The sequence below is a fragment of the Castellaniella daejeonensis genome (assembly GCF_039523555.1).
Taxonomy (GTDB): Bacteria; Pseudomonadota; Gammaproteobacteria; order Burkholderiales; family Burkholderiaceae_B; genus Castellaniella; species Castellaniella daejeonensis.
This window is the reverse complement of record NZ_BAAAFN010000013.1, coordinates 1-23,873: the sequence shown is the minus strand read 5'-3', so window position 1 is coordinate 23,873 and position 23,873 is coordinate 1. Positions and strand designations below refer to the sequence as shown.

Genomic DNA, 23,873 nt, shown 5'->3' with positions numbered 1-23,873 from the left:
AGCTTCAAATTGCCGGTTTTCCTTTTTTGACAATGTTGCGCGCAGGCGTTGTCCGACACCCCGTTCTCTCAAAGCTGGAGTCTCCGCAAAACTGAACTGACCCCCAAGTAATGCGGAACCCGACACCGGCGGAGAAATCATTCCGCTTCAATAAGCCGGAGTAAGAGCGGCACTGCGCGGTTCAATTCCGTTCGCTCCTGAGCAGATAGCTTGGTACTGATCGCTTTTGCCAACCAGATGGAGCGAGTCTGCCGATCCTGCTGTGCAGCGCGGTGCCCCTCGTCTGTCAACGCGATCAGCCATCCACGTCTGTCTGCAGGGTCGGGCTTTCGTTCGAGCAACCCTGCATCCTCCAGCCGAATCACGACCAGCCGCATCGATTGGTGTGTCACTCCGCGGATTTCGGCCAAACCGGCGATGCTCATGGAACCAGCATGGGCCAGTTCTGCCAGGACATCAGCTTGGGCGTCATGAGGGGTGCCACTCTGACTCCTGACTGAGCGAACGAAACGTCCAACCGCAGCTCGCAACGACTCAGCAAGCACTAGATCGGAAGTGTGGTTGTCCTTTGCAGGGGGCGGGGGCGTCATTGCGCTGACCTCAGTTGTGCAAGGACTGTTGTCAAAGTGTTGATGCCCCAATGCTCCACATAGCGCCCTTCGCGCACGGTCACAATGTCAATGACGTCGATGTGCACGGTTTGCCCGGTTGCAGGCACGCCCATCAGCGTTCCGGTATGCCGGCCGCTGACGGTTTTTCGTGTCGCGACCTTGTCGCCTTCACAGAGTTGCTCGTGAATCTCGACTCGCAGGTCGCTCAAAGCGGGGCGAAGCAGATGTTCAAAGGTATTCCACAAGCCGGATCCGTCTTGCGGGGCTCCCGAAGGGGCCGACCAGTTGACGAATTCCGGGTCCATCAGCGCCTCAAACGAATCAAGACGACCCTGCTCGATCACTTCATGGTTGAAGCGTTGCACGATCTGCTTGGGAGATACGGTATTCATGGCGACCCGGAAGAGAAGAAAAGGGAATGGCTCGTCTGCTGGCATGCAGAGAAGGAGAGAAAGCAATTATATACAGCTTAACTGTATAAATGAAGCGCCGGTCAGCGAGGCAACCAAAAACCTATCATCTGGTTTGAGTGTGCAGCAGGTCTTGCCCAGGCCGGCCTCCCGTGACCACCGCACCGGGCTTTGCCGCCAGTCCGGTCTTTGACTCGATAGCCGCCGGGCCTGCCTCGGTGGCGGCCCGGTTGCACGATCCGACCGCCATGCGGGGCCTGTTATCCAAGAAGGATAAAATCGGGCGATCGTTGTTCAATCGGTGATCGACCATGCTGCGGCTCCATATCGGCAACAAGAATTATTCGTCCTGGTCCATGCGTGCCTGGGTGCTTCTGCGCCAGGCCGGCATTTCATTCGAAGAGAAGTATGTGCGCTTCGATGGCTTTGATGCCGGCTCGGCATTCAAACGCACGATGAGCGCCGTCAGTCCGACGGCTACGGTGCCGCTGCTTCAGGACGGCGATGTGACGATCTGGGACAGCCTGGCGATTGCGGAATATGTGGCCGAGCAGTTCCCTGAAAAGCGGTTGTGGCCCGAGGACCGCGCTGCGCGCGCGGCCGCGCGCAGCGCGGTGGCCGAGATGCATGGCGGCTTCACCGCGCTGCGCAGCGCCTGCAGCATGAATATCGAGGCGGACTTGGCGGACATGGGCCGCATCATTTGGCGCGACAATGCCGGTGTGCGCAAGGACATGGAGCGCATCACGGCCATGTGGATCCAGCTGCTGGCCCGATATGGCGGCCCTATGCTGTTTGGCGAATTCAGCGTGGCCGACGCCTACTATGCACCAGTCTGCTCCCGCATCAGGACCTACCAGTTGCCCGTACCGGGCGAGATCGCCGCCTATATCGAGCATGTGCACCAGCTGCCCGGCGTGCAGGCCTGGATCGCCGATGCGCTGGCAGAGCAGGACTTCATCCCCATGGATGAGCCTTATCGATCGCAGCGCTGAAATTAGATCCATCCCATGCCCGAACCTCCCTCCCAGCCGATCTCCTTCGAAACGCCCGCCGATCTGACTCGCTGGCTGGCGGCGCACTACGAAACAGCGAGCGAGCTATGGGTGCGCATCCACAAGAAGGGATCGGGCCAGCCGTCGGTCACGTGGACCGACTGTGTCGTGGAGGCGATTGCCTTCGGCTGGATCGACGGTCATAAAAAGGCGCTGGACGAGGGTTCCTATCTGCAGCGGCTGACGCCGCGCAAGCCGGGCTCCCAGTGGTCCAGAAAGAACCGCGAACATGCCGAGCGCCTGGTTGCGGAAGGGCGCATGACCCCGTCCGGCCAGCGACACGTCGATGCCGCAAAGGCCGATGGCCGTTGGGAAAACGCCTACGCGGGATCGGCCGCCATGGAAATCCCCGAGGACTTTCTCGAGGCGCTCGATCGAAATCCCCCGGCGAAAAAATTCTTCGCGACCCTGGATCGCAAGAACCTGTATGCGATTTACTACCGCCTCGCGACAGCGAAGCGCTCCGAGACCCGCATGAAGCGCATGAACGCCATGCTGGAACAGCTTGCGAGAGAGGAAAGATTTCACTGATGTCAAAGGGGCCGCCGGCAAAGGCCGCCAACGGCGGTATCCCGCCGACGGGCGTCGACGCTCAGACCATGCACCGTCAGCGGCGATCGCGCACCGGGACCACCCGGCCTCATTTCGCACTCCCCAGTTCCCGGTCGGCTTCCTCGCCTTCCAGCATCAAGGTCGTTTCCTCGATGCGCCGGAAGCGCCCTCGGGCGTCCAGCTCCGCGAACAGGTAGACCTCCTGCACGACCCGTCCGCCATCGCGCTTGACGGCGTGGACGCGGTGGCGGTCGGCGTAGCGTGTGCCGTCGCGCAGTTCGTCCAGCACCTCGATCCGGGCCGACGCCACGACTTCGCGCAGCTTGCCTGCATGGCGGACGAACGCTTCGCGATCATCCCATTGCCCGTTGGTGCGCTGCCGGTAGTCAGGGCTGAAATGGCGATCGAGGACGTCCTCGAGCGGGCGGTGGGGCTGGTTGAGCAGTTCGTCCAGGGCGGTGCGGATGTCGGTGGCGGGCATGTCGTGTCGTTCCTTCGGTGGGTCGATGTGAGGTGAGTCGTCACTGTAGATGGCATGCCATGGCGTGACTACGGTATAAAAGTCATTCGATATCGATTCGAGGCCATTCATGACCGATCCCCTGATCCCGCCGGCGCAAGCTTCCGCGACGGAAGGTCCATTGTTGCTGGCTGTGTCGCGCGAGACCGGCGAGGTCCGTGTGACGCGCCGCCATCGCCATGCGCGCGGACAACTGCTCGGCGCGGCGCAGGGCCTGCTGTCGGTCGATGCGGGCGGCAGTCGCTGGGTGGTGCCGACCACGCATGCCGTCTGGATCCCGCCGGGCGTGCCGCATGGGCTGCGGTCGCATGGACCTTTCTCGGGCTGGAGCGTCTACGTGGCCGCATCCGCCTGTGCAGACCTGTATCGGCAACCGTGCGTGCTGGCCGTCTCCGGCTTGCTGCGCGAGGCCGTGGCGCGCGCCGTCTCATGGACGGGGAACGATCCGGATGCGTCGCGGACGCGGCTGGCGGGGGTGATTCTGGACGAGGTCCGTTCGCTGCCGCACGCCGCGCTGGGCCCGCCCATGCCGCGGGATGCGCGTTTGATCAGGATCGCGCGGGCGCTGTCCGATCGGCCTGACGATGGACGTCGGTTGCGGGAATGGGCTGCGTGGGCGGGTATCGCGCCGCGCACGATGACGCGGCGGTTCGTCGCCGAAACCGGGTTCACGTTCACCGAATGGCGCCAGCGCGTGCGCCTGCTGAAGGCGCTGGAGTGGCTGGCGGCCGGCAGGCCGGTGACGGCGGTGGCCCTGGATTCCGGCTATGACAACGTGAGCGCGTTCATCACCGTGTTCCGGCAGGTGTTCGGCGTCACGCCGGGACGGTATGATGCCGTGATGCGCTGATGCGGCCTGTGGCCATGGCGCATGCGGCCGGCTCGCGAATCCGGAGAAAAACTTCGACGTGATCATGAAGAATGGCAGGCTGTCTTCAGGACGTTCTGCTGGAATGAACCTTGCCGGGGATTCCCATGCCCATGCAGAAATATCTCGCCGCGCTGACTCTCGTGCTGATGTTGGGGATGGTGTTGACCCGCACCGCCATGCTGCGCCGGGCGGGGGTGCGGGCCATGAAATTCGGCGCGATGGACAAAAGGGATTTCCTGATCCCGCCCTTCGCCTGCTTTTATTTCTACCATGTGTTTGCCGCCGCGTTCGGCTGGCCGGCTGTCGACACCCGGACGTTCTTCGAATCCGTGCCGGTCGCCTGGGCGGGTGTGACGATGTGTGGAGCGGGCCTGACGCTGCTACTGTGTAGCCTCGTCTCTTTCGGCCGGAGTTTCCGCGTGGGCATCGATGCCGATCGTCCGGGCAGGCTCGTGACGACCGGGATCTTTGCCCTGAGCCGCAATCCTATCTATGTCGGCTTCGCCGTCATCCTGCTGGGGCAATTCCTCATATTTCCGAACTGGATCCTTCTGGTCTACGCCGGTGCGGGAGCGTGGCTGTTTCACCGGCAGGTCCTGCTCGAAGAAGACTTCCTGAGGCATCACTACGGCCAGGAATACCTTGCGTATTGCGACCGGGTCAGGCGGTATCTCTGAGCTGGTCCCGCAGCCGCGGCAGCAGGCCGGCGGGCTCCGTGCGCTGCACGCGCACCTCGGGTGTGCCGTGCCAGTGTGCGCAGCGCTGGATTGCCCCGGCCACGGCGCTCAACGCGGTATCGTCCAACACACGGTCTTGTTCTGCGTACAGGGCCTTGATCTCGAACACGCCTTGTGTCCGGTGCGCCTTGGCATCCAGCCGGCCCACCAGCTTTCCCCGGTGCAGGATGGGCAGTACGAAGTAGCCGTAGGTGCGTTTTTCTTCGGGCGTATAGCACTCGATCCGGTAATCGAATCCCCACAACGTCGAGGCGCGGTCGCGGTCCCATACCAACGGATCGAAAGGCGACAGCAGCGTGGTGTGGGTGGCGCGCAAGCGGCCATCCATGGCCTTTTGCAGCAGGCCGGCGTGCCGGTGGTGTACATAGCCCGGACGGTGCCATCCCTTGACGTCCACGCGCTGCAGTGCGCCGCGGGCCACCAGCGGATCCAGGTCATGGTCCTTCAGGCGGGGCTTCTGTCGAAAGTAGTCGTTGATCCAGCCGGCCTGGGCAATGCCCAGGGCGAGTACCGCCTTCTCGATGAAATGCTGGTGCACCTCGGCGGCATCGGGCATCGGGGCGTCCGGCAGGGCAGGGCAGACGCGTTGCGCCAGGTCGTAGACGCGCTGGAATCTGTCGCGCCGGGCCACCATGAGATCCCCGGTGGCGAACAGGGTTTCGAGCAGCCGCTTTTCGTCTTTCCAGCCCCACCAGCCGCCGCCGTTTCCGTCGGTGCGCTTGAAGTCCGATGATTTGACGGGGCCGTGGGCGTGGATATGGGCCAGCAGCGCATCCAGCTGGGGGCGATGGCTGGCGATGTGCGCCTGCGCGCGCTTCAGGCCCCAATGAACGCGAGCATGCCTGTTGTAGCTGCGATGCAGCAGCACATCGGCCATGGGGGCGAAGCACGCCTCGTGCGCCCAGGTTTCGAAGATCAAGCCCCCCGCCAGGGCTGCGTCCAGCCATGCCGGCGGATAGGCGCCGAGCCGGGAAAACAGCACCAGGTACGGGCTGCGCGCCACGACGTGGATGGTGTCGATCTGCAGCAGATGCATGCGCTCGATGCATTGGAGCAGATCCTGCCGGGTGGCTCGCCGTCGGGGCGCCGTCAGCAGACCCTGGGCGGCGAGCTGCAGGTTGCGGGCCTGGGTGATGGAAAGTGCAGGCCGGGAAGCAAGAAGCAAGGTAGGTTTCGCGCAAGCGTGAAGAGTCGGATCGGCCTTCAGTTTATCGGCTTTTCCCGCCGTTGCGCACGAGGGCTGGCGGCGTGGGCCAGTTCCGGGTGGTGCGCTCATGGCGGCTTGCCGACGCTATACTCTTGCGCATGCCTACCACCCAGAACCTGCACCTCGGTCACGCTGGCGAGCCCTATCCGGACGCCTTCTACGTACGCCGCGGAGAAACCGAGTTCCTGTCCACTTTGCACGCCCAGGGCGCCTGGCAGCCTGGCGAGCAGCACCTGGCGGCCGCCTCCGGCCTGGTCCTGGCCGAGGCGGAGCGCCGCCTGCCCAGCGACAAGCTGGTGTCCCGGGTGTCGTTCGATGTGCTGGGCGTCATCCATTCCGGTCCGTTCACCGTCGATGTCCGCATGGCGCGGCCGGGCCGCTCGATCGAGCTGATCGAGGCCACCATGCGCCATGGGGACCAGGTCAGCATCCATGCCCGGATATGGCGCCTGGCTTCGACCGACACGGCGCAGGTGCAGGGTTCCGAATGGTCGCCGATGCCGCTGCCCGAAGAAATGCCCCCCCTGGCGTTTTCTTCGATCTGGGAAGGCGGGTTCATTGCGTCGCTGGAAGCGCGCCGGGAAACCGGCGCTCGTCCGGGCCGTGGGCGCAGCTGGATCCGCACGCCTTACCCGCTGGTCGAGGGGGAGTCCGATCCCCCGGTGGCCGGTTTCGTGAAGCTGGTCGATACGGCCAACGGGCTGGCGGTACGCGCGGATCCAAACGCGGTGTTCTTCGCGAATGTGGATTTGTCCATCCATTTCACGCGCCAGCCGGAGGCCGGCTGGGTGGGCTTCGACACGCGCGTCAGCTTTGGCCCGACGGGCCTGGGCGAGACGTTCTCGGTCCTGAGCGATGTTCGCGGGCCGGTCGGTACAGCGGCGCAAAGCCTGACCGTGCGGCTGCGGGGCCGTTAGGCGGCTTGCTGCCAGTGCTTCAGGGCCGATGGGCCGCCAGGGTCATGGGCCAGGGGTTTCCTGCGAGGCGTCCGAATAGAAGCGGGCCAGGGCGGCGATGATTTCCTCGGCGTCGTCGGCGAAATCGAACAGGGCGATGTCCTCGGGCGCGATGTAGCCCTCGTCGATCAGGTAGTCGAAATCGATGGCGCGGCGCCAGAATGCGCGGCCGACGAGAACCACGGGAATCGGGGTCATCTTGCCGGTCTGGATCAGGGTCAGCACTTCGAACAGTTCGTCCAGCGTGCCATAGCCGCCCGGAAAGGCGACCAGGCCGCGCGCATGGATCAGGAAATGCATCTTGCGCAGGGCGAAATAGTGAAAGCGGAATGCCAGTTCCGGCGTGATGTAGGGATTGGGCGCCTGCTCGTGGGGCAGGGTGATGTTCAACCCGATCGAACGCGCGCCCGCCTCGTACGCGCCACGGTTGGCGGCTTCCATGATGCCCGGCCCGCCACCGGTGACGACGACGAAATCGCAGCGTTTTGCCTGCTGGAACCGCGCCGAGATCAATTGCGCGAAGCGCCGTGCTTCCTCGTAGTACCGGGCCTGCTCCAGGCGGCGCCGTGCCTGGGACAGGGCCCGCTCCAGCGCCGGATTCCCTGCCGCCAGGGATTTTTGCCGTTCCAGGTCCGCGAGCCGGTTGCGTGCGGTGGCGGCATCGTGGATGCGCGCGCTGCCGAAGACCACCACGGTCGAATGCACGTCCTGTTCGCCCAGGACGCGCTCTGGCTTGAGCAACTCGAGCTGCAGGCGCAGGGGGCGCAAGTCCTTCTGGGTGAGCAGTTCCATGTCCTCGTACGCGAGCCGGTACGCGGGCGATTCGAGGATGGCACGCAGGCGTTCGGCCTCGCTCAGCGGGGGATTCATGGCGGGGCCCCCGGGGCATCCGGGCTGCGGCTCGGGGATGCTGTCGGGCGGCGAGGGTTTCATGGTGGGGACGTCGCTCATTTCATTTGCCTGGGATGTGCGGTTTCAAGGGCTTTCGTGGCGCGAGGCTGTTGGGAACAGTCCGATCCTGGACATGACTGCCTTGTAGGCCAGTAACAAGGATAGCCCGATGGCGCCGATGCCGGCAGCTACGATGATGGTGGGCAGGCCGGGGATTTCGAATCCGAACAACTGGCGCAGCGGGGCAACGCCGATCACCGTCGCGAGCAGGATCGCGGTGATCAGGATCATTCCCCCCATGGCATGGTTGCCCATGCGCAGGGCCGCCTTCAGGCTGGGGCTTGATGAGCGGTTTGCCAGCGCCAGGGCTGTGTTTGCACTGACGAGTGCAATGAATGCGGCGGCACGGGCTACTGGCTCGGGCTCGCCGTTCTGGAGCAAGCCCCAGTAGAACAGGCCCACCATCAGCAGCACCAGGGCGCCCTGCACCAGGCTCTGCGCGATCATGCCCGCCGAGAACAGGGGGGCCGCCGAATCTCGCGGCGGCCGGTTCATGACGTCGCGCTCTTCTTCCTCGGCTTCGAAGACGATGGAGCAGACCGGGTCGATGATGATTTCCAGGAACGCGATGTGCATGGGAAAGAGCAGCAGCGTCCAGCCGGTCAGCAGGGGGATGAGCGCCAGCCCGGCAATGGGGACGTGGACAGCGAAGACGAAGCGCATGGCCTTGCGCAGATTGTCATAGATGCGCCGGCCCAGCCGAATGGACTGCACCAGTGCTTCGAAATCGTCATCCAGCAGTACCAGCGAGGAAGCCTCTCGCGCCACGTCGGTGCCTCGTCCTCCCATGGCGATGCCAATGTGGGCTGCCTTGAGGGAAGGCGCATCGTTGACGCCGTCCCCAGTCATGGCCACGACTTCGCCATTGGCCTTCAGCGCCTGCACGATGCGCAGTTTCTGGTGCGGCGTCACACGGGCAAACAAGGTCGTGGCGGCAACGCTGCGGCGCAGCGCCTCGTCGCTCGATGCGGCGACATCCTTGCCCAGCATCAACCCCGCCTCTGCGTCGAGCCCGGCCTGGCGTGCGATGGCCCGGGCTGTGCCGGGGTGGTCTCCGGTGACCATCACCACACGAATTCCCGCACGCCGGCATTCTTCGATTGCCCTGGGGATGTTGTCGCGGATCGGATCGGCCAGCGCCACGAGGCCGAGCAGCCGGAAATCGAAGCCGTGCTGGTCGGCCGGCCAGTCGGTGCCCTGGAAGTCGGCCGTGGCGATGCCCAGCACGCGCATGCCCTGGTCGGCCAGATTGCCTGCCTCGGCCAGCACCTGGCGCTGGTGCTCCTCCGACAACCGGCACAGGCGCGCGATGCTCTCCGGCGCGCCCTTTGCCGCCACCACATGGCTGGAGCGGCCGTCGGCGCGCCAGACATGGGTCATGGCGGGCAGGTCCGGGCTCAGGCTGTATTCATGCGCCAGATGCCAGCTGGCGGGAACAGGTTCGATGCATGTGCTGGCCAGGGCATGGAAGGCGCGTTCCATCGGATCGAAGGGTTCCTGCTCGCTGGCCAGCGTGCCGCATCGCAGCAAGGCCTGAGAGGCTTCGTCCAGCCTGTCGCCGCGGGACCACTTCAATGGCCCATTCGGGGTGAAGCGGACCAGGGCCTCGATCGCCATCTGGTTCCGGGTCAGCGTGCCGGTCTTGTCCGTGCACAGCACCGTGGCGGCGCCCAGTGTTTCGATGGCGGACGCGCGCCGGGTCAGGACGCGGCGCTGCGACAAACGCCAGGCTCCCATGGCCATGAACACGGTCAGGATCAGCAGGAATTCCTGGGGAAGCAGGGACATGGCCATCGTGATGCCGGCCAGCGTTCCCCCCAGCCAGTCGCCCCGGGTCCAGACGAAGAGCAGTCCGACGGCCAGGCTCACTGCCAGGCCAAGCCAGGAGAACCAGCGCACGAGCTGACGCGTCTGCAGTTGCAGGGGCGTCCGTTCGACTTCCAGAGCGCCAAGCACCGTTCCGATGCGTCCGATTTCGCTGCGCGCACCCGTCGCCGTCACTTGCGCAATGGCGCGGCCTGCGACCACCATCGTCCCTGCGTAGACCTGCGCCGCAGGTGCCTTGGCGATCGACAGCGATTCCCCGCTCAGCAGGGATTCGTCCACGGACAGGTCGTTGACTTCCAGCAGTTGCGCGTCGGCCGGTACGCGGTCGCCTTCGGCGAGTTCGATCAGATCGCCCTGCACGAGATCCCGGCCTGCGATCCTTTGCTGCTGCCCGTCTCGCCACACCAGGGCGCGGGGGCTGGTCATGTCGCGCAATGTCTCGAGCACTCTTTCCGTACGCCACTCCTGGATCAGCGTGATTGCGATGATGATCAGGAGGAATGCCAGCAGCATGCCGGCTTCGGCATGGTCTCCAAGAAGCAGATAGATGAACACGGCCAGGCCAAGCAGCTGGAACATCGGCTCGCGGGCTATTTCGAGCAGGATGCGCCTGGCGGTGCGGCGCGGCGGGCGTGGCAGCTCGTTCGGTCCGTCGGTTGCAAGGCGGTGCGCCACCTCGGCAGGATCGAGTCCCGACCTGGGGGCGCCATGGGGCACGTTCATCGTGGATTCTCCGTCGTGCCGATGCTTCGGCCTTGCTGCGTGGTGGTTATGGCTGGGTTGTCATGCACGTTCCCGGGCAAGATCCGGCCAATGCACCGCCTCGCCGTGTTCCGGGATCGCTGTCCGCCAGCCCAGCGTGTGCTGCAGCCGCTCGGCCAGCGCCTGGGCTGCTTGTGGCTCGCCATGCACCACGAAAGTGCGTGCGGGCGGCCGGCTGAAGTGTCTTGCCCAATTCAGCAGGGCGGCCTGGTCGGCGTGTGCGGAAAGGCCTTCGATACTGCGGATCCCGGCGCGCACGGGGATGTCTTCACCGAACAGGCGGACCCGTTTGGCGCCATCGACCAGGCGCCGGCCAAGCGTGCCCTGCGCCTGAAAACCGGAGATCAGCACGCTGCATTCGCGGCGTGGCAGGTTGTGCCGCAGGTGGTGGCGGATGCGTCCGGCATCGCACATGCCGCTGGCGGAAATGATGATGGCCCCGGAGCGGATCTGGTTCAGCGCCATGGATTCTTCCACGCTGGCGGTGAAATGCAGATAGGGAATATCGGCGCCCCGTTCGTGCCAGCCCGTCAGGCGCCGGGCCTCTTCGTCGAAGAGTTCCAGGTGTCGGCGCGTGATGCGGGTGACTTCAGTCGCCATCGGCGAATCGACGAATATCTGGGGGCGCCGGAGGCGCCCTTCGCACACGAAGCGGTGCAGGTGGTAGAGCACCTGCTGGGTACGGCCCACGGCGAACGCCGGCATGATGACGTTGCCGCCACGCTCGGACAGTGTCCGCTGCACGATGGCGATCATCTCTTCCTCGGTGGCCTGCTGGTCCTGATGCAGGCGATCGCCGTAGGTGGATTCCATCACCAGGATGTCGGCCTCCTGGATCGGCGTGGGGTCGCGCAGGATCGGCCGTCCCGGGTGTCCCAGGTCGCCGCTGAATACCAGCCGGGTGGTGCGGCCATGCTCGGCGACCGATATCTCGATGATGGCGGATCCGAGAATGTGCCCGGCGTCGCGAAACCGGCACTTCACCTGGGAGCACGGCGCGAATTCCCGGTCGTAGCCGACAGGGCGCACCTGCCGCAGGCATTCCTGCGCGTCTTCGCGGGTGTAGATCGGCGGTGCGGGGCGTTTTCCCCTGGCATGCCGGGCTGCGCGCAGCGCATCGGTTTCCTGGATGTGCGCGCTGTCTGGCAGCATCACTTCGAGCAGCTCGGCGGTGGCCCCTGTGGTGTGGATCTGCCCCTTGAAGCCTGACCGAACGAGCTTGGGCAGCAGGCCGCTATGGTCGATGTGGGCATGGGTGAGCAGGACGAAATCGATGCGCGCCGGATCGAATGCGAAAGGCTTGCGGTTGCGGGCTTCCGCCTCGCGGCCCCCCTGGATCATGCCGCAATCCACCAGGAATCGGGTATCGGCGGTTTCCACCAGGAAACACGAGCCGGTGACCTCGCGGGCGGCGCCAAGGAAACTGAGCTTCATACGCATTCACTCCGGCTTGCGCAACGAACGGATGTCCGGGCCTGATGCAGTGCGGATGAGTGAAGGATACACCGGGCGCAACATGGCGGATATGCGTGGCGCGGGTTTTCGCGGCTCGATCCAGGGTTCCCGGCATGCGGCTTGCTGCTGTGGGCGCAGGCCCGTTGCAGGGCTCCCTTCCAATTTCGACGGAGATCGCCATGAACCACAACAGACTCTTGCCGGCCCTGACCCTGACCGCTTCGGCCTTGATGCTTGCGGCGTGCGTTTCGCCGCGGCACTCGCCTTATGAAAATGTATCCGGCGACGAGCCCGGCGACATGACGGTAACGAACCAGGGTCACTACCAGGGTCGCTACCAGGGCACGGAAAGCGGTGTGATGGTGGTGAACAATCAGGATGCCGTCATCAATGCCAATGTCATCAGTGCGGTGTCGTCCGTACCGGGCCTGCGCGATTCGAGCCTGCAGGTCGGCACCCTGGATGGGATTGTTACCCTGAGGGGGATGGTCGACAGCCGGGCCACGGCACAAAGGGCCGTCCAGGCCGCCCGGCAGGTGCCGGGCGTGCGCAGCGTCAACTACGACCTGCAGGTCATGTAGGGCGTTATTCCCGGGTCCCCGCCACTGGGACGGAGGGCGGCTCGTCGCGGGGGGCACGATGCTCGGGAAGATCGAGGTCCTCCCATTTGCCGTCGCGCCAGCGGCCCCTGGCCCGGCCGGGGCTGTGGCCGCCAGCCGCACGCAACAAGGCGCAGGCTTCCGCCTCGCGCTCCGGTTCGACGTGCAGGACCAGCAGGGCGCCAGGGCCGTGGACACTGGGTGGTGCCTGCGCGCGTTCGCGGGCGCGGCGCCGCTCGTAGGCGCGGGCGCGCCGGCCCGTCACCCACAAGGCGCCCCAGAGCGAAGCCACATAGGCACCCGTTCCCGCCCCCGCGATTGCGATCATGCCGATGTGCGTGAGCTGCCAGCCCAGGAGGCCGCCGATGGCCGCGCAGGCCAGTCCCAGGCCGAAGGCGGCGGTCACGGTGCCCCACTCACGCGGCCTGGGGCCGGGATCGCTTTCGTGCGAATCCGCCAGCGTCTGTCCATCGATGTAGAAGGTCGAGATGTCCTCGCTGCGGAATCCTTGTGTGTGCAGTGTCCCGACCGCGCGTTCCGCCTCGGGGAATGTGTCGAATTTGGCGGCCACGATCACGGACATCTCAGTTTCCCTTGTGCTTGGGTTTGTCGCGCGTTTCGGTCTCGGCCAGTTCCTGCAACTCCTTTTCATCCATGGATTCATACATGGACTTGGAAGCGCCCTTGAGTTCGCCGACCTTCTTGTCGCCGCGCTTGGCGGCCAAAGCAATTCCCGCCGCCTGCTGCTGCGCTTTCGATTTAGCCTGCATGGCGTTTCTCCCCATTCGGTCAATCGGTGCCCATGCAGCGGCAAGCTGCGTGCCTGGGCGCCGCAGCGCGTGCCGAACCGCACACAGGCAGCCGGCGCGCCGATGCACATGGGTCCCTGCGTACCATGGATGGCGTCCCGGCCAGAACTGGCAGATACTAGTGACATTCTGAAAGAATTGCCTTTTCACGTCGCAATGTCTCAGGAAGGCAGGCACACCCGGCCCTTGGCGGGTTGGCCCGGTTTTTCCTGGCGAACCAATGGAGAAATCCATGCCACAAGCCCCTCGTACGGTGCGCGCATGGCCTGTCAGGCTCGTCATCGCCGGCATTGCGGTGGCGGCCATGACGATCGTGGCCGTGGCCTTGATCACGCTCAGCTGGTATGGGTCGCGCGCCATCCTGCTGGACATGGCCGCGATGGCGGCGCGCGACACGGGGCAGATCGTGGCCGAACGCGCGCGCCGCATCATCGAGCCCGGCTCCATATCGCTGCGCATGCTGGCGTTCGACCCGATCGTCGATGCGAAACGGCTCGACGACCGCCTGGCGCGGCGCAGTGTGCTGGCGGCCGAGCTGACCGAGAACCCGCTGGTGTCGGCCATCCACGTGGGGTATGAGAACGGCGATTTCCTGCTCATGCGTCCGCTGGACCGGCGCGATGTGCGCGAGCAGTTCCAGGCGCCGCCCCAGGCCAACTATCTCGTGCAGTCGGTCACGCTCGGGGATGATGGCAAGCGCCATGGGCTGTTCCTCTTCTACGACGCCAGGAACGAGCTCGTGCTGCGCCGGCCTCAGCCCGATTACCAGTTCGATCCGCGCGAGCGGCCCTGGTACATCGGTGCGATGGACACGGTATCCACGGTCACTTCCAGGCCGTACGTCTTCTTCTCGACACGGCAGGTGGGCATTACGCTTTCCCGCCTGTCCCACTCGGGGCGGGCCGTCACGGCAGTCGATATGGCGCTGGAAGACCTGGGCGAGGCGCTGGGCAGCCTGCGCATGACGCCCAACGCCGAGCTGGCCCTGGTGGACGAGGACGGCGCGGTGATCGCCTACCGCGACATGAATGCGCTGCTGGAGCACCGGCGGGCATTGGGCGAGTCCGATGTCGGCACGCTGCAGACCCTGGGCGTCGGCGCGCTCACGCGCCTGTGGCAGGTTGCCGCGGCCGACGGCCAGGTCGTTTCCTACGAAGCCGGCGGGCGGAAATGGATCGGGGTGTCCCTGCCGTTCGATGGCATCGACGGCGTGTCCATGCGGCTCCTGAGTGCTGCTCCCGTCGACGAACTGCTGGGTGTGCTGGCGCTCAATCGCGCGCGCATGATCCTGATATCGATCGGTCTGATCGTGCTGTTCCTGCCGTTCGGCTGGCAGGCCGGCAGCGCCGTGGGGCGCGCCCTGGAAGGCATCGCGGCGCAGGCGCTGCGCATGTCGCGCTTCAACTTCCGCCGCCGCAAGGAACGGGCCGCCTCGATGCTGCGCGAAGTCGAATCGCTCAACAGCGTGATGGACAAGGTCGCGGGGTCGATGGAATCCCTGCTCGAGATCAGCCGGGTGCTGGGCTCCGAGCCCCGGATCGAAACCATGCTCGCGCAGGTTCTGGAAAAATTCGTCCAGGCCACGCGCTGCGAAGGCGGTGCCGTTTATCTGTTCGACCGGGAGCGCAGCCACCTGGCCCGCGTGGCCATATTCGGCGAGCAGGGGGGGCTGCCCGATGCAATGAGCGCCCACCAGGGCGAGGCCGCACTGGCTGGCGGGCCGGGCCGGAATCAGGACCAGGGCCGGGGGCTGGGCCAGGACCCGATGCGGCCGCATATCGCGTTCGCGCTGCGCGGCCGCGACAGCCAGCCGCTGGGGCTGCTCGTGCTGGTCCTGGGCGCAGACCAGGACCGGGACCACGCGGCGCCCGCATTCCAGGCTTTCGCCGATCGCCTGACCGGCATGCTGGCCGTGGCCATCGAGACGCGCAAGCTGATCGAGGCACAGCGCAATTTGTTCGAGTCCGTCACCCACATCCTGGCCGATGCCATCGATGCCAAGAGCCCCTACACGGGCGGGCACTGCGAGCGGGTGCCCAAGCTGGCGATCCTGCTGGCCGACCGCATGCAGGCCGAGACCCTTGGCCCGTACGCGGATTTCCACCTGAACGAGGATGAGCGCGAGGCCTTCAGGCTCGCGGCGTGGCTGCATGATTGCGGCAAGGTGACCAGCGCCGAGCACATCATGGACAAGGCCACCAAGCTGGAAGTCGTCTACAACCGCATTCACGAAATCCGCACGCGCTTCGAAGTGCTGTGGCGGGATGCCGAGATCGACTGCCTGCAGGCCCGGCTGCGCGGCGAGGATCCGGACGCTGCCGAAGCAAGGCGCGCCGCGCGCCAGGCGCAATTGCGCGAAGACTTCGGTTTCGTCGCAGAGTGCAATGTCGGCGGCGAATTCCTGCCTGACGGCGCCGTCGAACGCCTGCGCGCCATCGGGGCGCAGACCTGGCTGCGCCATTTCGACGACACACTGGGCCTGGACGCGCAGGAAAGCGCCCGGCTTGCCGGCAGCCGCCCGGTACCGCCTGCGCTGCCAGCCACCGAGCAACTGCTGGCCGACCAGCCGCATCACATCGTGCCTTGGGACGATGCCCGGCGGCCCGCCGTGGAGCGCGACGACCCGCGCAATACCTGGGGGTTCGACATGACGCTGCCCAGGCACCGGCGCAACATGGGCGAATTGCACAACCTGTCCATCCAGCGCGGCACGCTGACCGACGAAGACCGTTTCGCCATCAACGATCATATCGTGCAGACGCTGATCATGCTCAAGCGCCTGCCCTGGCCGTCCCACCTGGAACGGGTGCCCGACATCGCGGCCAACCACCATGAACGCATGGACGGCAAGGGCTATCCGCGCCGCCTGCACGGCAGGCAGCTGGGCACCACCGAGCGGATCATGGCGCTGGTTGATGTGTTCGAGGCGCTCACGGCGGCCGACCGCCCCTACAAACCGCCCAAGACCTTGTCGGAATCACTGGGCATCATGGCGTCCATGTGCCGCGGGGGACATCTGGACCCCGAGTTGTACCGGTACTTCGTGCGCAGCGGTGTATGGCTGGACTATGCGCGCACTTTCATGCGGCCGGAGCAGATCGACGCGGTGGATGTCGAGGCGCTCGCGTGTGCCGCGCAGCCGGAGGAGTCGTCATGATCGCTTTCCTGCGCCGTAAAGCGCAAACTCCGCATGGCCGGCGCCATCGCAGTGAGGATGGCCGGCGCCTGGTGCTGCTGGGTGCAATCTATCTTGCCGCACTGACGGCCATGGCCGTGCTGATCGGCGCCTTCATTCACCCGCGCGGCATCGCGGTGCCGGCGCATTCGGAATCCCAGGGCAAGATCGTGCTGACGGTGGACAGCCAGGGCCGCCAGACACGGTTCGACATGCGCGCGCTGGAAGCATTGCCGCAAAGGACGTACAAAGTGACCACGCCCTGGTATTCGCGCCCCGTGACGTTCCAGGGGCCTTTGCTGCGGGACGTGCTGGCCGCGGCCGGCGCCAGCGGCACCCGTATCGACGCCGTTGCAATCAACGATTACGCAGCCGACATTCCCTTCGAGCACGCCGAGGCGTACGACGTGATCATCGCGCTGCGCATGGACGGCAAGCCCATGTCGCCGCGCGACAAGGGGCCGCTGTTCGTGGTCTATCCCTACGACCGCTTGCCACCGCAGGTGCGCGAACAGTCTTATGGGCTGTCGGTCTGGCAGCTGGATGGGCTGAGGGTGAGGTGAGGGAAAGCTTTTACCGGTTCAGTTCGGTAAGAACTGAACTATGGTTTATGGCTCCATAGGAGGAATTGGTGTGAATTGACAGATGCTCTTTGTCTTTTTTGCCTGATTGTAGGTCGGAGAGTGTTGTTATCCTAGCATCATTATCAATTCGATCGGGTTTTGTTTGAGAAAAGCATGAAGAAAGAGAATAGTGTTATTTTTCTATGCGGTACGGAATATCAATTGCTGATGGCATTTATTTTATCCGTTACGACATATAAGGAATTAAATAAAACGTTGGTATTGTCGGATAATCATCGGGTTTCATATGCCTACGCGGGAGCGCTAGGGTCGTGTGTGTGGGACGAGGTGATATTGGCGGATGATGCGAACGTCAATAGTGAAAATAGCCTTAGGGCTATATCAGCAGCTATTAATTCAGATATCGTGCATTTTTTTTCGTTTGGATTCAAGCTGCATAATTATATTTTTGGGGTTTTGGCAAAGAGAGGTAAGAGGATAATTCTTACAGAAGAGGGTCTGCTCACTTATTATCCTAAGCGAGCATTTGAAAACTGGGTTGGAGAAGATATTCAGCGTCTCGATTTTACCGCTGGATTTGATTTGGGACGCATCTCTGAGATATGGCTTTGTGAGCCAGGTCTTTACTCTGATGATATGAATGTTTCATTGAGAAAAATTGATATCGATTTTTTCGTTGATGAGTTTAAAAAAAATGATTCTTTACAAAAAAAATTGAAAGATATTTTTATGATAAATCAGAATTTTTCTGGTTTTCATGGGAAGAATAAATTCTATTTTCAACAGTACGTGAGTAAACAGAGCGATCCGGAGTTGTATCCAATATTGCTGTTGAATAATGTAATTTCTGATCTTGTTGTGGGTGATGATTCTTATATAAGAAGGCATCCGGCGCTCGTCAAAACCAATGAGGAAGAAAAATGGCGTGGGCCATGGGAAGTGTATTTACTATTGAGTGAGGTGCTCTCTAGGAGATGGAATCCCGAGAATCAAATTTATTTCTCATTCCATTCATCTGCTATGCTTGGGTCGGTCATTTTTAATGGTGGTCGAGGAACGTATTTTTATTTATATAAAATAATACGCAAATATACAAAAAAATCATACGAATCGGTTGATGAAATAGTCTGCAAGATGGCTAAAAGATTCCCAGATGCGCATATTTACGTACCAGAAAATTGGGATGATCTCTTAGATTTATTGAAATCCATTGCAAAGGATGGTGTGCAGTTAAATTTCGGTGCTATTCCCCGTAATGGAGATGATGAAGAGCAGCTGCGTAAACTTAAAGCTCCTGCCCAATCAGCTTGGGGAGTTGCTGATTGGTTAGGTGATCGTACGCCGATTGCATCTCGTGTTTTTGCGCTCCAGACTATGCTGCAGGCGAATCCGGATGTCGGCACGCTAGGTGTAGCGGTTATCGTGCCTGAGGGTGCAAATCTGCAGAAATTAGTGAAAACCTTGGAAAGCCTAGATTCACAGTATCGGCCTGTGGACGGGTTGTGGCTAATTGGTCGTGATATTTGCAACGAAGTGGTTAACGATGGAGTTTCGTTGCTGTGTGGGGATGCTCATTGGACGCAACTACTGTCGGCTCGTATCAAGCAAGGAGATGTGCCGGATTTTATTTGGATTCTTCGTGCGGGTGATTGCTTAGTGCCGCATGCCACTCTGTTGATGGGAGAATATCGTCTTCGTAATCCTGATTCTTTGGTCTGGTATGTTGATGAGGTTGAGTGTAGGGATGAGAAGTTCGAAAATCCTATGCTTAAGCCTGACTTTAATGTGGACCTGCTCCGTAGCTATCCATATGTGGGGCAAAATCTGATTCTCAGTACGGCTGCGGTACAAGCAGTGGGTGGCTTGGATGATCGTGTTGAGGATTTGGCGCATATTGATTTAATCTGGCGTTTGGTGGAAAAAGTAGGTCCGCCTGCTATTGGACATGTTCCGGAGGTATTGCTAATCAGCAATCAGGGTTTAATGGGCTGGGTGAGTGATGTAAAAACGATGACGTGGTTCCCTGTTGTAACTCAGGCGCATTTTGTGCGAATGGAACTTGATGCACAAGTACAGCCTGAGTCTACTTTAGGTTTATTTCGCATTGAATATCCTTTGTGCTCACAGCCCCTCATATCTATCATTATACCGACTCGTGATCAGTTTCCAATCTTGCGTGATTGTATTGAAGGTTTGATTGAGCATACGGCTTATGCAAACTATGAATTACTGGTTGTGGATAATTGTAGTGTTGATTCTGATGCAAATGAGTTTCTAACGAAACTTGCAAGTATGAAGCTTGATCGAGTGCGTGTCTTGCGTTGGCCCAAGGCATTCAATTTTGCGGCAATTAATAACTTTGCCGTCGAACAAGCGCGCGGCGATGTGTTGTTGTTCCTGAATAATGATATCCAGTTCTCATCGAGGACACGATCTGATTGGCTTGAACGTTTATTGCGATTAGTTTTGCGCCCCGAGGTTGGTATGGCAGGACCTCGCCTCGATCTGTTAGATGGGAGGGTAGATCAATGCGGTCAGGTGCTGGGGTTGGATAATTGTGTTGGACTTGCCTTTCGAGGAGAGAATTCCAGTAAACAGGGGTACATGTATCGTCTTGTGGTGCAGCAGAATGTTAGTGCATTGAGTGCCTCATGCCTGATGATGCGCCGTGAGGTCTTCGAGGAGTTGGGTGGTTTTGATGCGCAGAATTTTCCTATTTTTTATGCAGACACTGATTTGTGCATGAAGGCAACGCAAGCGGGCTATCTATTGGCACTAGAGCCTGATGTGGGTCTGTTTCATATGGGAGGTGCAACCCGTCTCTTGCCGGAAAAATTCGGTTTGGCAGCTCGAGCAGATGATCAGCAACGCGATAGCCTATACGCACGCTGGTTGCCGTTGTTGGCACGGGATCCTTATTACCATCCTGCTTTTGGTAAGTTATCCCCCGGTTTTTATCTAAGTCAAGATGCCTCTCGAATACAGAAGCCACTGCCTGGCAGGCCATTGCCTGTGGTGCTTGCAGCGCATGCGGATTGGCAAGGTTGCGGTCACTACCGAATTTTGCATCCCTTTAAAGCCATGGCCAATGAACTGCGTTTTGAGGGAGGGGTGAAACATGGTGATTTCCATTTTGCTGATGTAGCTGATATCCAGCCAGATGTGATTGTATTGCAAGGAGCGTGGCTGAACGATGGAATCCTGGCGCAGATTAGACGTTATCGTGAAATCACCGGTGCTAAAGTCGTTCTAGAATTTGATGATTATCTCCCTAATATTCCGACACGTAGTATATATCGTCAGAAATTGCCTCCTGGGTTGATTAGGAATATGCGTCGCGCGATCGAGCGTGTCGATTGGTTAGTGGTTTCAACTCCTGCGCTGGCGCAAGAGTATGCAGAATATCATCATGATATTCGAATTGCACGAAATGGTTTGCATCCTGATTGGTGGTTTGGCTTATCTGGGAAACGTCGCGTTGGGAAAAAGATGCGAGTAGGTTGGGCAGGTGGTTCCAGCCATACTGGAGATTTAGCGGAGATTCGATCGGTCTTCAAAGAACTCGAAGATGAGGTTGAGTGGGTCTTCATGGGAATGAAGCCTGAGGGGGTCATCTGCGAGTTTCATAAAGGAGTTCCTATTGATGATTATCCAAAGAAATTAGCCAGTTTGAACCTGGATCTAGCAGTGGTGCCGTTGGAAATTAATCAATTTAATCGTTGCAAAAGTAATTTACGGCTGCTGGAATTAGGCGCTTGTGGGGTGCCGGTAATTGCCACGGATATTGAACCTTATCGAGATGATTTGCCTGTCACGCTAGTACGTAATCGTCACCAAGACTGGGTAGCAGCAATTCGTTCTCATTTGGCAGATCCTGCTGCGCTGGCCACCAAAGGAGATGCTTTGCGCGATGCTGTGTTGCGAGATTGGATGCTGGAAGGTGATTTTCTAGATCAGTGGGTCCATGCATGGGGAGGGGATGAGGAATCAGCGGTTCATTCGCCTTCTGAGGAAGAAGATGCAATTGCAGTCAAGCCTGGAAAGCCGCGTGCTGATTTGGATATATGGCTGGATAATCGCATAATGAACGAGTCCCAGTCTCATTTGTTGGCGAAATATTTTTCTGATCACGGAGGTGCTCCAACATTATCAGTTTTTGTCTTGGGTGGAGAAAGACCCGAAGATATGGAAAGAACTTTATCCAGCTTGGAAGCATTATCTGGTGGATTCGGACCCACCCATGTGTTTATCGTCGGAGAAGAGATAGTAGGGAGATATGGAGCCCTGGAGCAATTCCAGTATGTTCCGGCCAGAAGCGATCAAGAACGCATCGTCATGGTAAATCATTTCGCCAGCGAGCCAATTGGGGACTGGTTGTTGGTGGTTGATGCTGGTGACGAGTTCACCTCTGCAGGTTTGGCTGTATTAGCTCAAGAGTTGCTCAGAATGCCGAGTATAAAGGCTGCATATGCGGATGGTATGGTTCGCGATCATTTGGGCGAGCTAATCCCATTTTTGCGTCCCGATTTCAATTTGGATTTACTGTTGTCGGCTCCTGAAACGATGGCTCGCCATTGGGTTTTCAGACGAGATATTTTTGTGGAGATGGGTGGATTTGATCCTGAATTTTCCGATGTTCCTGTATTCGATTTTTTATTACGACTGATTGATGTTGATGGTGTCTCAGACATTGTTCATGTTGATGAGCCTCTGTTGATTTCACGCGAGCCAGTGATGAAGACGCGACAGTCTGAGCAAACATTATTGTTACGTTACTTGCATAATAGAGGATATCAAGAGGCCTTGGTGTCTTCTCATTTACCTGGCTGCTACCGCATCGAATACGGACATCAGAAAAATCCTGTTGTGTCAATCATTATCCCGACTCGGAATCAATTATCCATATTGGTTCGCTGTGTTGATAGTTTATTGGGAAAAACCGCATATAAAAATTATGAAGTAATAATTGTTGATAATGGTAGCGATGAGGAAGATGCGTGTGCTTGGTTGAATAAAATTGAAGTGATGAAAAACCCGCAGTTGCGAATTCTGCGCTATCCCTACCCGTTTAATTATTCTGCTATGAATAATTTAGCGGCCAGCCAAGCCAGAGGGGAATATTTAGTTTTATTGAATAACGATACGGTGATTATTCGTGGTGATTGGCTGGATGCACTATTGAATCATGCGCAGCGTCCAGAAGTGGGCATCGTTGGTGCCAAGTTATTGTTTCTCGATGGTAGAGTCCAGCATGCTGGTGTGGTACTGGGTCTGAGAGGACCTGCTGATCATCCCTTCATCGGCGGAGATCCCAATGCAGCTGGTTATATGTATCGTCTTCAGGTTGACCAAGATTACAGTGCTGTAACGGCCGCATGTCTGATGATTCGAGCCTCGTTGTACGAAGCAGTAGGCGGTTTGGACGAAGGAGCATTCAAAGTCTCTTACAACGATGTGGATTTGTGCCTGAAAGTGCGTGATGCCGGCTATCTGTCGGTCTGGACTCCTCATGCTGTGCTGATGCATGAAGGTAGCGTCAGTCAGACTAAAGTTGACAAAACGGATGTGCAGATCCGGTTACAGAGATTCAGATCAGAACAGGATGCTTTGTATGCTAAATGGTTGCCAATAATCGCGAAAGATCCTGCATATAATCAGTTACTGACGGTTCAAGGTCATGGTTTCAGCGTGGATATGCGCAATGAATTCAATTGGCGTCCTTTGCGATGGCGCCCTCTGCCAGTAACCCTATCGATGCTAGTGGATCGATCCAGCAGTAGTCAATATCGGATTGTGTACCCCAGTCGCACATTTAATGCCCTGGGCTTGGCTTCCGCGAGTATCAGCGATCAGGGTGATTGGCTGATAGAGGCTGAGCGTCTGGCGCCTGATGCCATAGTGTTTCAATGTCAGTTACGTCCCGATCAGCTCAACGTGCAACAGCGTCTGACTCAGTTTTCCAGCTGCCACAAAGTTGCTGAATTGGATGATTATCTGTTAGGCCTGCCGCGTAATAGTACATATCGGGAACACATGCCCAAGGATGCATTAAAAATTTTGCGGGAATCATTGAGGCTGGTGGATCGCCTAGTCGTATCTACAGCGCCTTTAGCCGAGGCGTTGCATGGTTTGCATCCTGATATCCGAGTAGTTGAAAATCGACTTCCCCTGAACGAATGGCTGTCTGTGCGGAGCCTTCGCCGGCAGGGCAAGCGTCCGCGTGTAGGGTGGGGATGGGGGGGAGATCATTATGATGATCTCGCGATGCTTGTTGATGTGGTCGAAGCCCTGGCTAACGAGGTCGAATGGGTCTTCCTTGGGGCGTGCCCAAGGCAGATTCGACCGTACGCACATGAGCTTCATCCAAATGTGGCCGTGGATAGTTACCCTGCAAGACTGGCCGGCCTGAACCTGGATCTGGCCTTGGCACCACTAGAGGATACGCGTTTCAACCAATGCAAAAGTAACGTGCGGCTGCTGGAGTATGGTATGTGTGGTTTCCCTGTGATTTGCAGTGACGTTGTACCATATCGGGGCAGCCTGCCAGTGACGCGTGTTAAGCCGCGTTTTAAAGACTGGGTTGATGCTATCCGTATGCATCTTGCTGATTTGGATGCATCAGCTCGAATGGGAGATGCTTTGCGTGAGGCTGTTTTGCAGAACTGGGTGCTTGATGAGCGCAACGCGACATACTGGCTATCTCAATGGACAGATTAAGTTATGTGAATCACACCGGGTTTTCAGGAGGCTTCGATTCTTGAGAGAATGGAGCCATGAGCAAGAACAACAAGT

18 protein-coding genes are annotated in these 23,873 nt (G+C 59.8%); 9 read left to right on the top strand and 9 right to left on the bottom strand.

The genetic code is table 11. The features are described from left to right. Positions 1-137 precede the first annotated feature (137 nt). Positions 138-590, bottom strand: coding sequence for a MarR family winged helix-turn-helix transcriptional regulator (locus tag ABD022_RS08830; RefSeq protein ID WP_343820972.1), 453 nt, complete (start codon positions 588-590; stop codon positions 138-140). After that, entirely contained in the window at positions 587-1,003 is a 417-nt protein-coding gene (locus ABD022_RS08825) for an ester cyclase (protein ID WP_343820971.1), read from the bottom strand. Before ABD022_RS08825 ends, ABD022_RS08830 begins: the two co-directional genes overlap by 4 nt. A 329-nt stretch (positions 1,004-1,332) precedes the next feature. Here ABD022_RS08825 and ABD022_RS08820 point away from each other — a divergent pair, with 329 nt between their 5' ends. Beyond that, positions 1,333-2,016, top strand: coding sequence for a glutathione S-transferase N-terminal domain-containing protein (locus ABD022_RS08820; RefSeq protein ID WP_343820969.1), 684 nt, complete (start codon positions 1,333-1,335; stop codon positions 2,014-2,016). A gap of 15 nt (positions 2,017-2,031) precedes the next feature. Beyond that, positions 2,032-2,607 (top strand): YdeI/OmpD-associated family protein, encoded by a 576-nt coding sequence (locus tag ABD022_RS08815; protein ID WP_343820968.1) that lies wholly within the window; start codon positions 2,032-2,034, stop codon positions 2,605-2,607. Between the two features lie 109 nt (positions 2,608-2,716). Here the strand turns inward: ABD022_RS08815 and ABD022_RS08810 are convergent, their stop codons facing one another. Next, a complete protein-coding gene (locus ABD022_RS08810) occupies positions 2,717-3,109 on the bottom strand; it encodes a nuclear transport factor 2 family protein (protein ID WP_343820966.1) in 393 nt (130 codons plus the stop codon). 109 nt (positions 3,110-3,218) lie between these two features. On the opposite strand from ABD022_RS08810, the gene ABD022_RS08805 reads away from it, so the two are divergent. Both ABD022_RS08805 and ABD022_RS08800 read left to right on the top strand, forming a co-directional pair. Then, entirely contained in the window at positions 3,219-3,998 is a 780-nt protein-coding gene (locus tag ABD022_RS08805) for an AraC family transcriptional regulator (protein WP_343820964.1), read from the top strand. 125 nt (positions 3,999-4,123) lie between these two features. After that, entirely contained in the window at positions 4,124-4,696 is a 573-nt protein-coding gene (locus tag ABD022_RS08800) for a methyltransferase family protein (RefSeq protein ID WP_343820963.1), read from the top strand. Here ABD022_RS08800 and ABD022_RS08795 read toward each other — a convergent pair. Next, a complete protein-coding gene (locus ABD022_RS08795; protein WP_343820961.1) occupies positions 4,680-5,921 on the bottom strand; it encodes a winged helix-turn-helix domain-containing protein in 1,242 nt (413 codons plus the stop codon). The two genes, ABD022_RS08800 and ABD022_RS08795, sit on opposite strands and share 17 nt — an antisense overlap. Positions 5,922-6,061: 140 nt before the next feature. On the opposite strand from ABD022_RS08795, the gene ABD022_RS08790 reads away from it, so the two are divergent. Beyond that, complete coding sequence (locus ABD022_RS08790; protein ID WP_343820959.1) at positions 6,062-6,880, top strand: thioesterase family protein; 819 nt, start codon at positions 6,062-6,064, stop codon at positions 6,878-6,880. A gap of 42 nt (positions 6,881-6,922) precedes the next feature. Here ABD022_RS08790 and ABD022_RS08785 read toward each other — a convergent pair whose 3' ends face one another. The 3 genes from ABD022_RS08785 to ABD022_RS08775 all read right to left on the bottom strand — a co-directional run bounded on the left by ABD022_RS08785 (position 6,923) and on the right by ABD022_RS08775 (position 11,893). Further along, entirely contained in the window at positions 6,923-7,789 is an 867-nt protein-coding gene (locus tag ABD022_RS08785; RefSeq protein ID WP_343821065.1) for an LOG family protein, read from the bottom strand. Between the two features lie 105 nt (positions 7,790-7,894). Beyond that, complete coding sequence (locus ABD022_RS08780; protein ID WP_343820958.1) at positions 7,895-10,420, bottom strand: cation-translocating P-type ATPase; 2,526 nt, start codon at positions 10,418-10,420, stop codon at positions 7,895-7,897. 60 nt (positions 10,421-10,480) lie between these two features. Continuing rightward, positions 10,481-11,893: an MBL fold metallo-hydrolase RNA specificity domain-containing protein gene (locus tag ABD022_RS08775; protein WP_343820955.1), complete on the bottom strand. Its 1,413-nt coding sequence runs from the start codon at positions 11,891-11,893 to the stop codon at positions 10,481-10,483. Between the two features lie 200 nt (positions 11,894-12,093). Here ABD022_RS08775 and ABD022_RS08770 point away from each other — a divergent pair, with 200 nt between their 5' ends. Beyond that, a complete protein-coding gene (locus ABD022_RS08770; protein ID WP_343820952.1) occupies positions 12,094-12,495 on the top strand; it encodes a BON domain-containing protein in 402 nt (133 codons plus the stop codon). A gap of 4 nt (positions 12,496-12,499) precedes the next feature. Here the strand turns inward: ABD022_RS08770 and ABD022_RS08765 are convergent, their stop codons facing one another. Both ABD022_RS08765 and ABD022_RS08760 read right to left on the bottom strand, forming a co-directional pair. Further along, on the bottom strand, positions 12,500-13,096 hold the full coding sequence (locus ABD022_RS08765; RefSeq protein WP_343820950.1) for a hypothetical protein: 597 nt from the start codon (positions 13,094-13,096) through the stop codon (positions 12,500-12,502). A 1-nt stretch (position 13,097) separates the two neighbouring features. Continuing rightward, entirely contained in the window at positions 13,098-13,283 is a 186-nt protein-coding gene (locus ABD022_RS08760) for a DUF3008 family protein (RefSeq protein ID WP_343821064.1), read from the bottom strand. 271 nt (positions 13,284-13,554) lie between these two features. Between ABD022_RS08760 and ABD022_RS08755 the strand changes: the two genes are divergently transcribed. The 3 genes from ABD022_RS08755 (at position 13,555) to ABD022_RS08745 (ending at position 23,798) form a co-directional block, all read left to right on the top strand. Continuing rightward, entirely contained in the window at positions 13,555-16,479 is a 2,925-nt protein-coding gene (locus ABD022_RS08755) for an HD domain-containing phosphohydrolase (protein ID WP_343820948.1), read from the top strand. Further along, complete coding sequence (locus tag ABD022_RS08750; RefSeq protein WP_343820947.1) at positions 16,476-17,060, top strand: putative pterin-binding protein; 585 nt, start codon at positions 16,476-16,478, stop codon at positions 17,058-17,060. Before ABD022_RS08755 ends, ABD022_RS08750 begins: the two co-directional genes overlap by 4 nt. A 174-nt stretch (positions 17,061-17,234) precedes the next feature. Continuing rightward, complete coding sequence (locus ABD022_RS08745) at positions 17,235-23,798, top strand: glycosyltransferase (RefSeq protein ID WP_343820945.1); 6,564 nt, start codon at positions 17,235-17,237, stop codon at positions 23,796-23,798. The last annotated feature ends 75 nt before the right edge of the window (positions 23,799-23,873 follow it).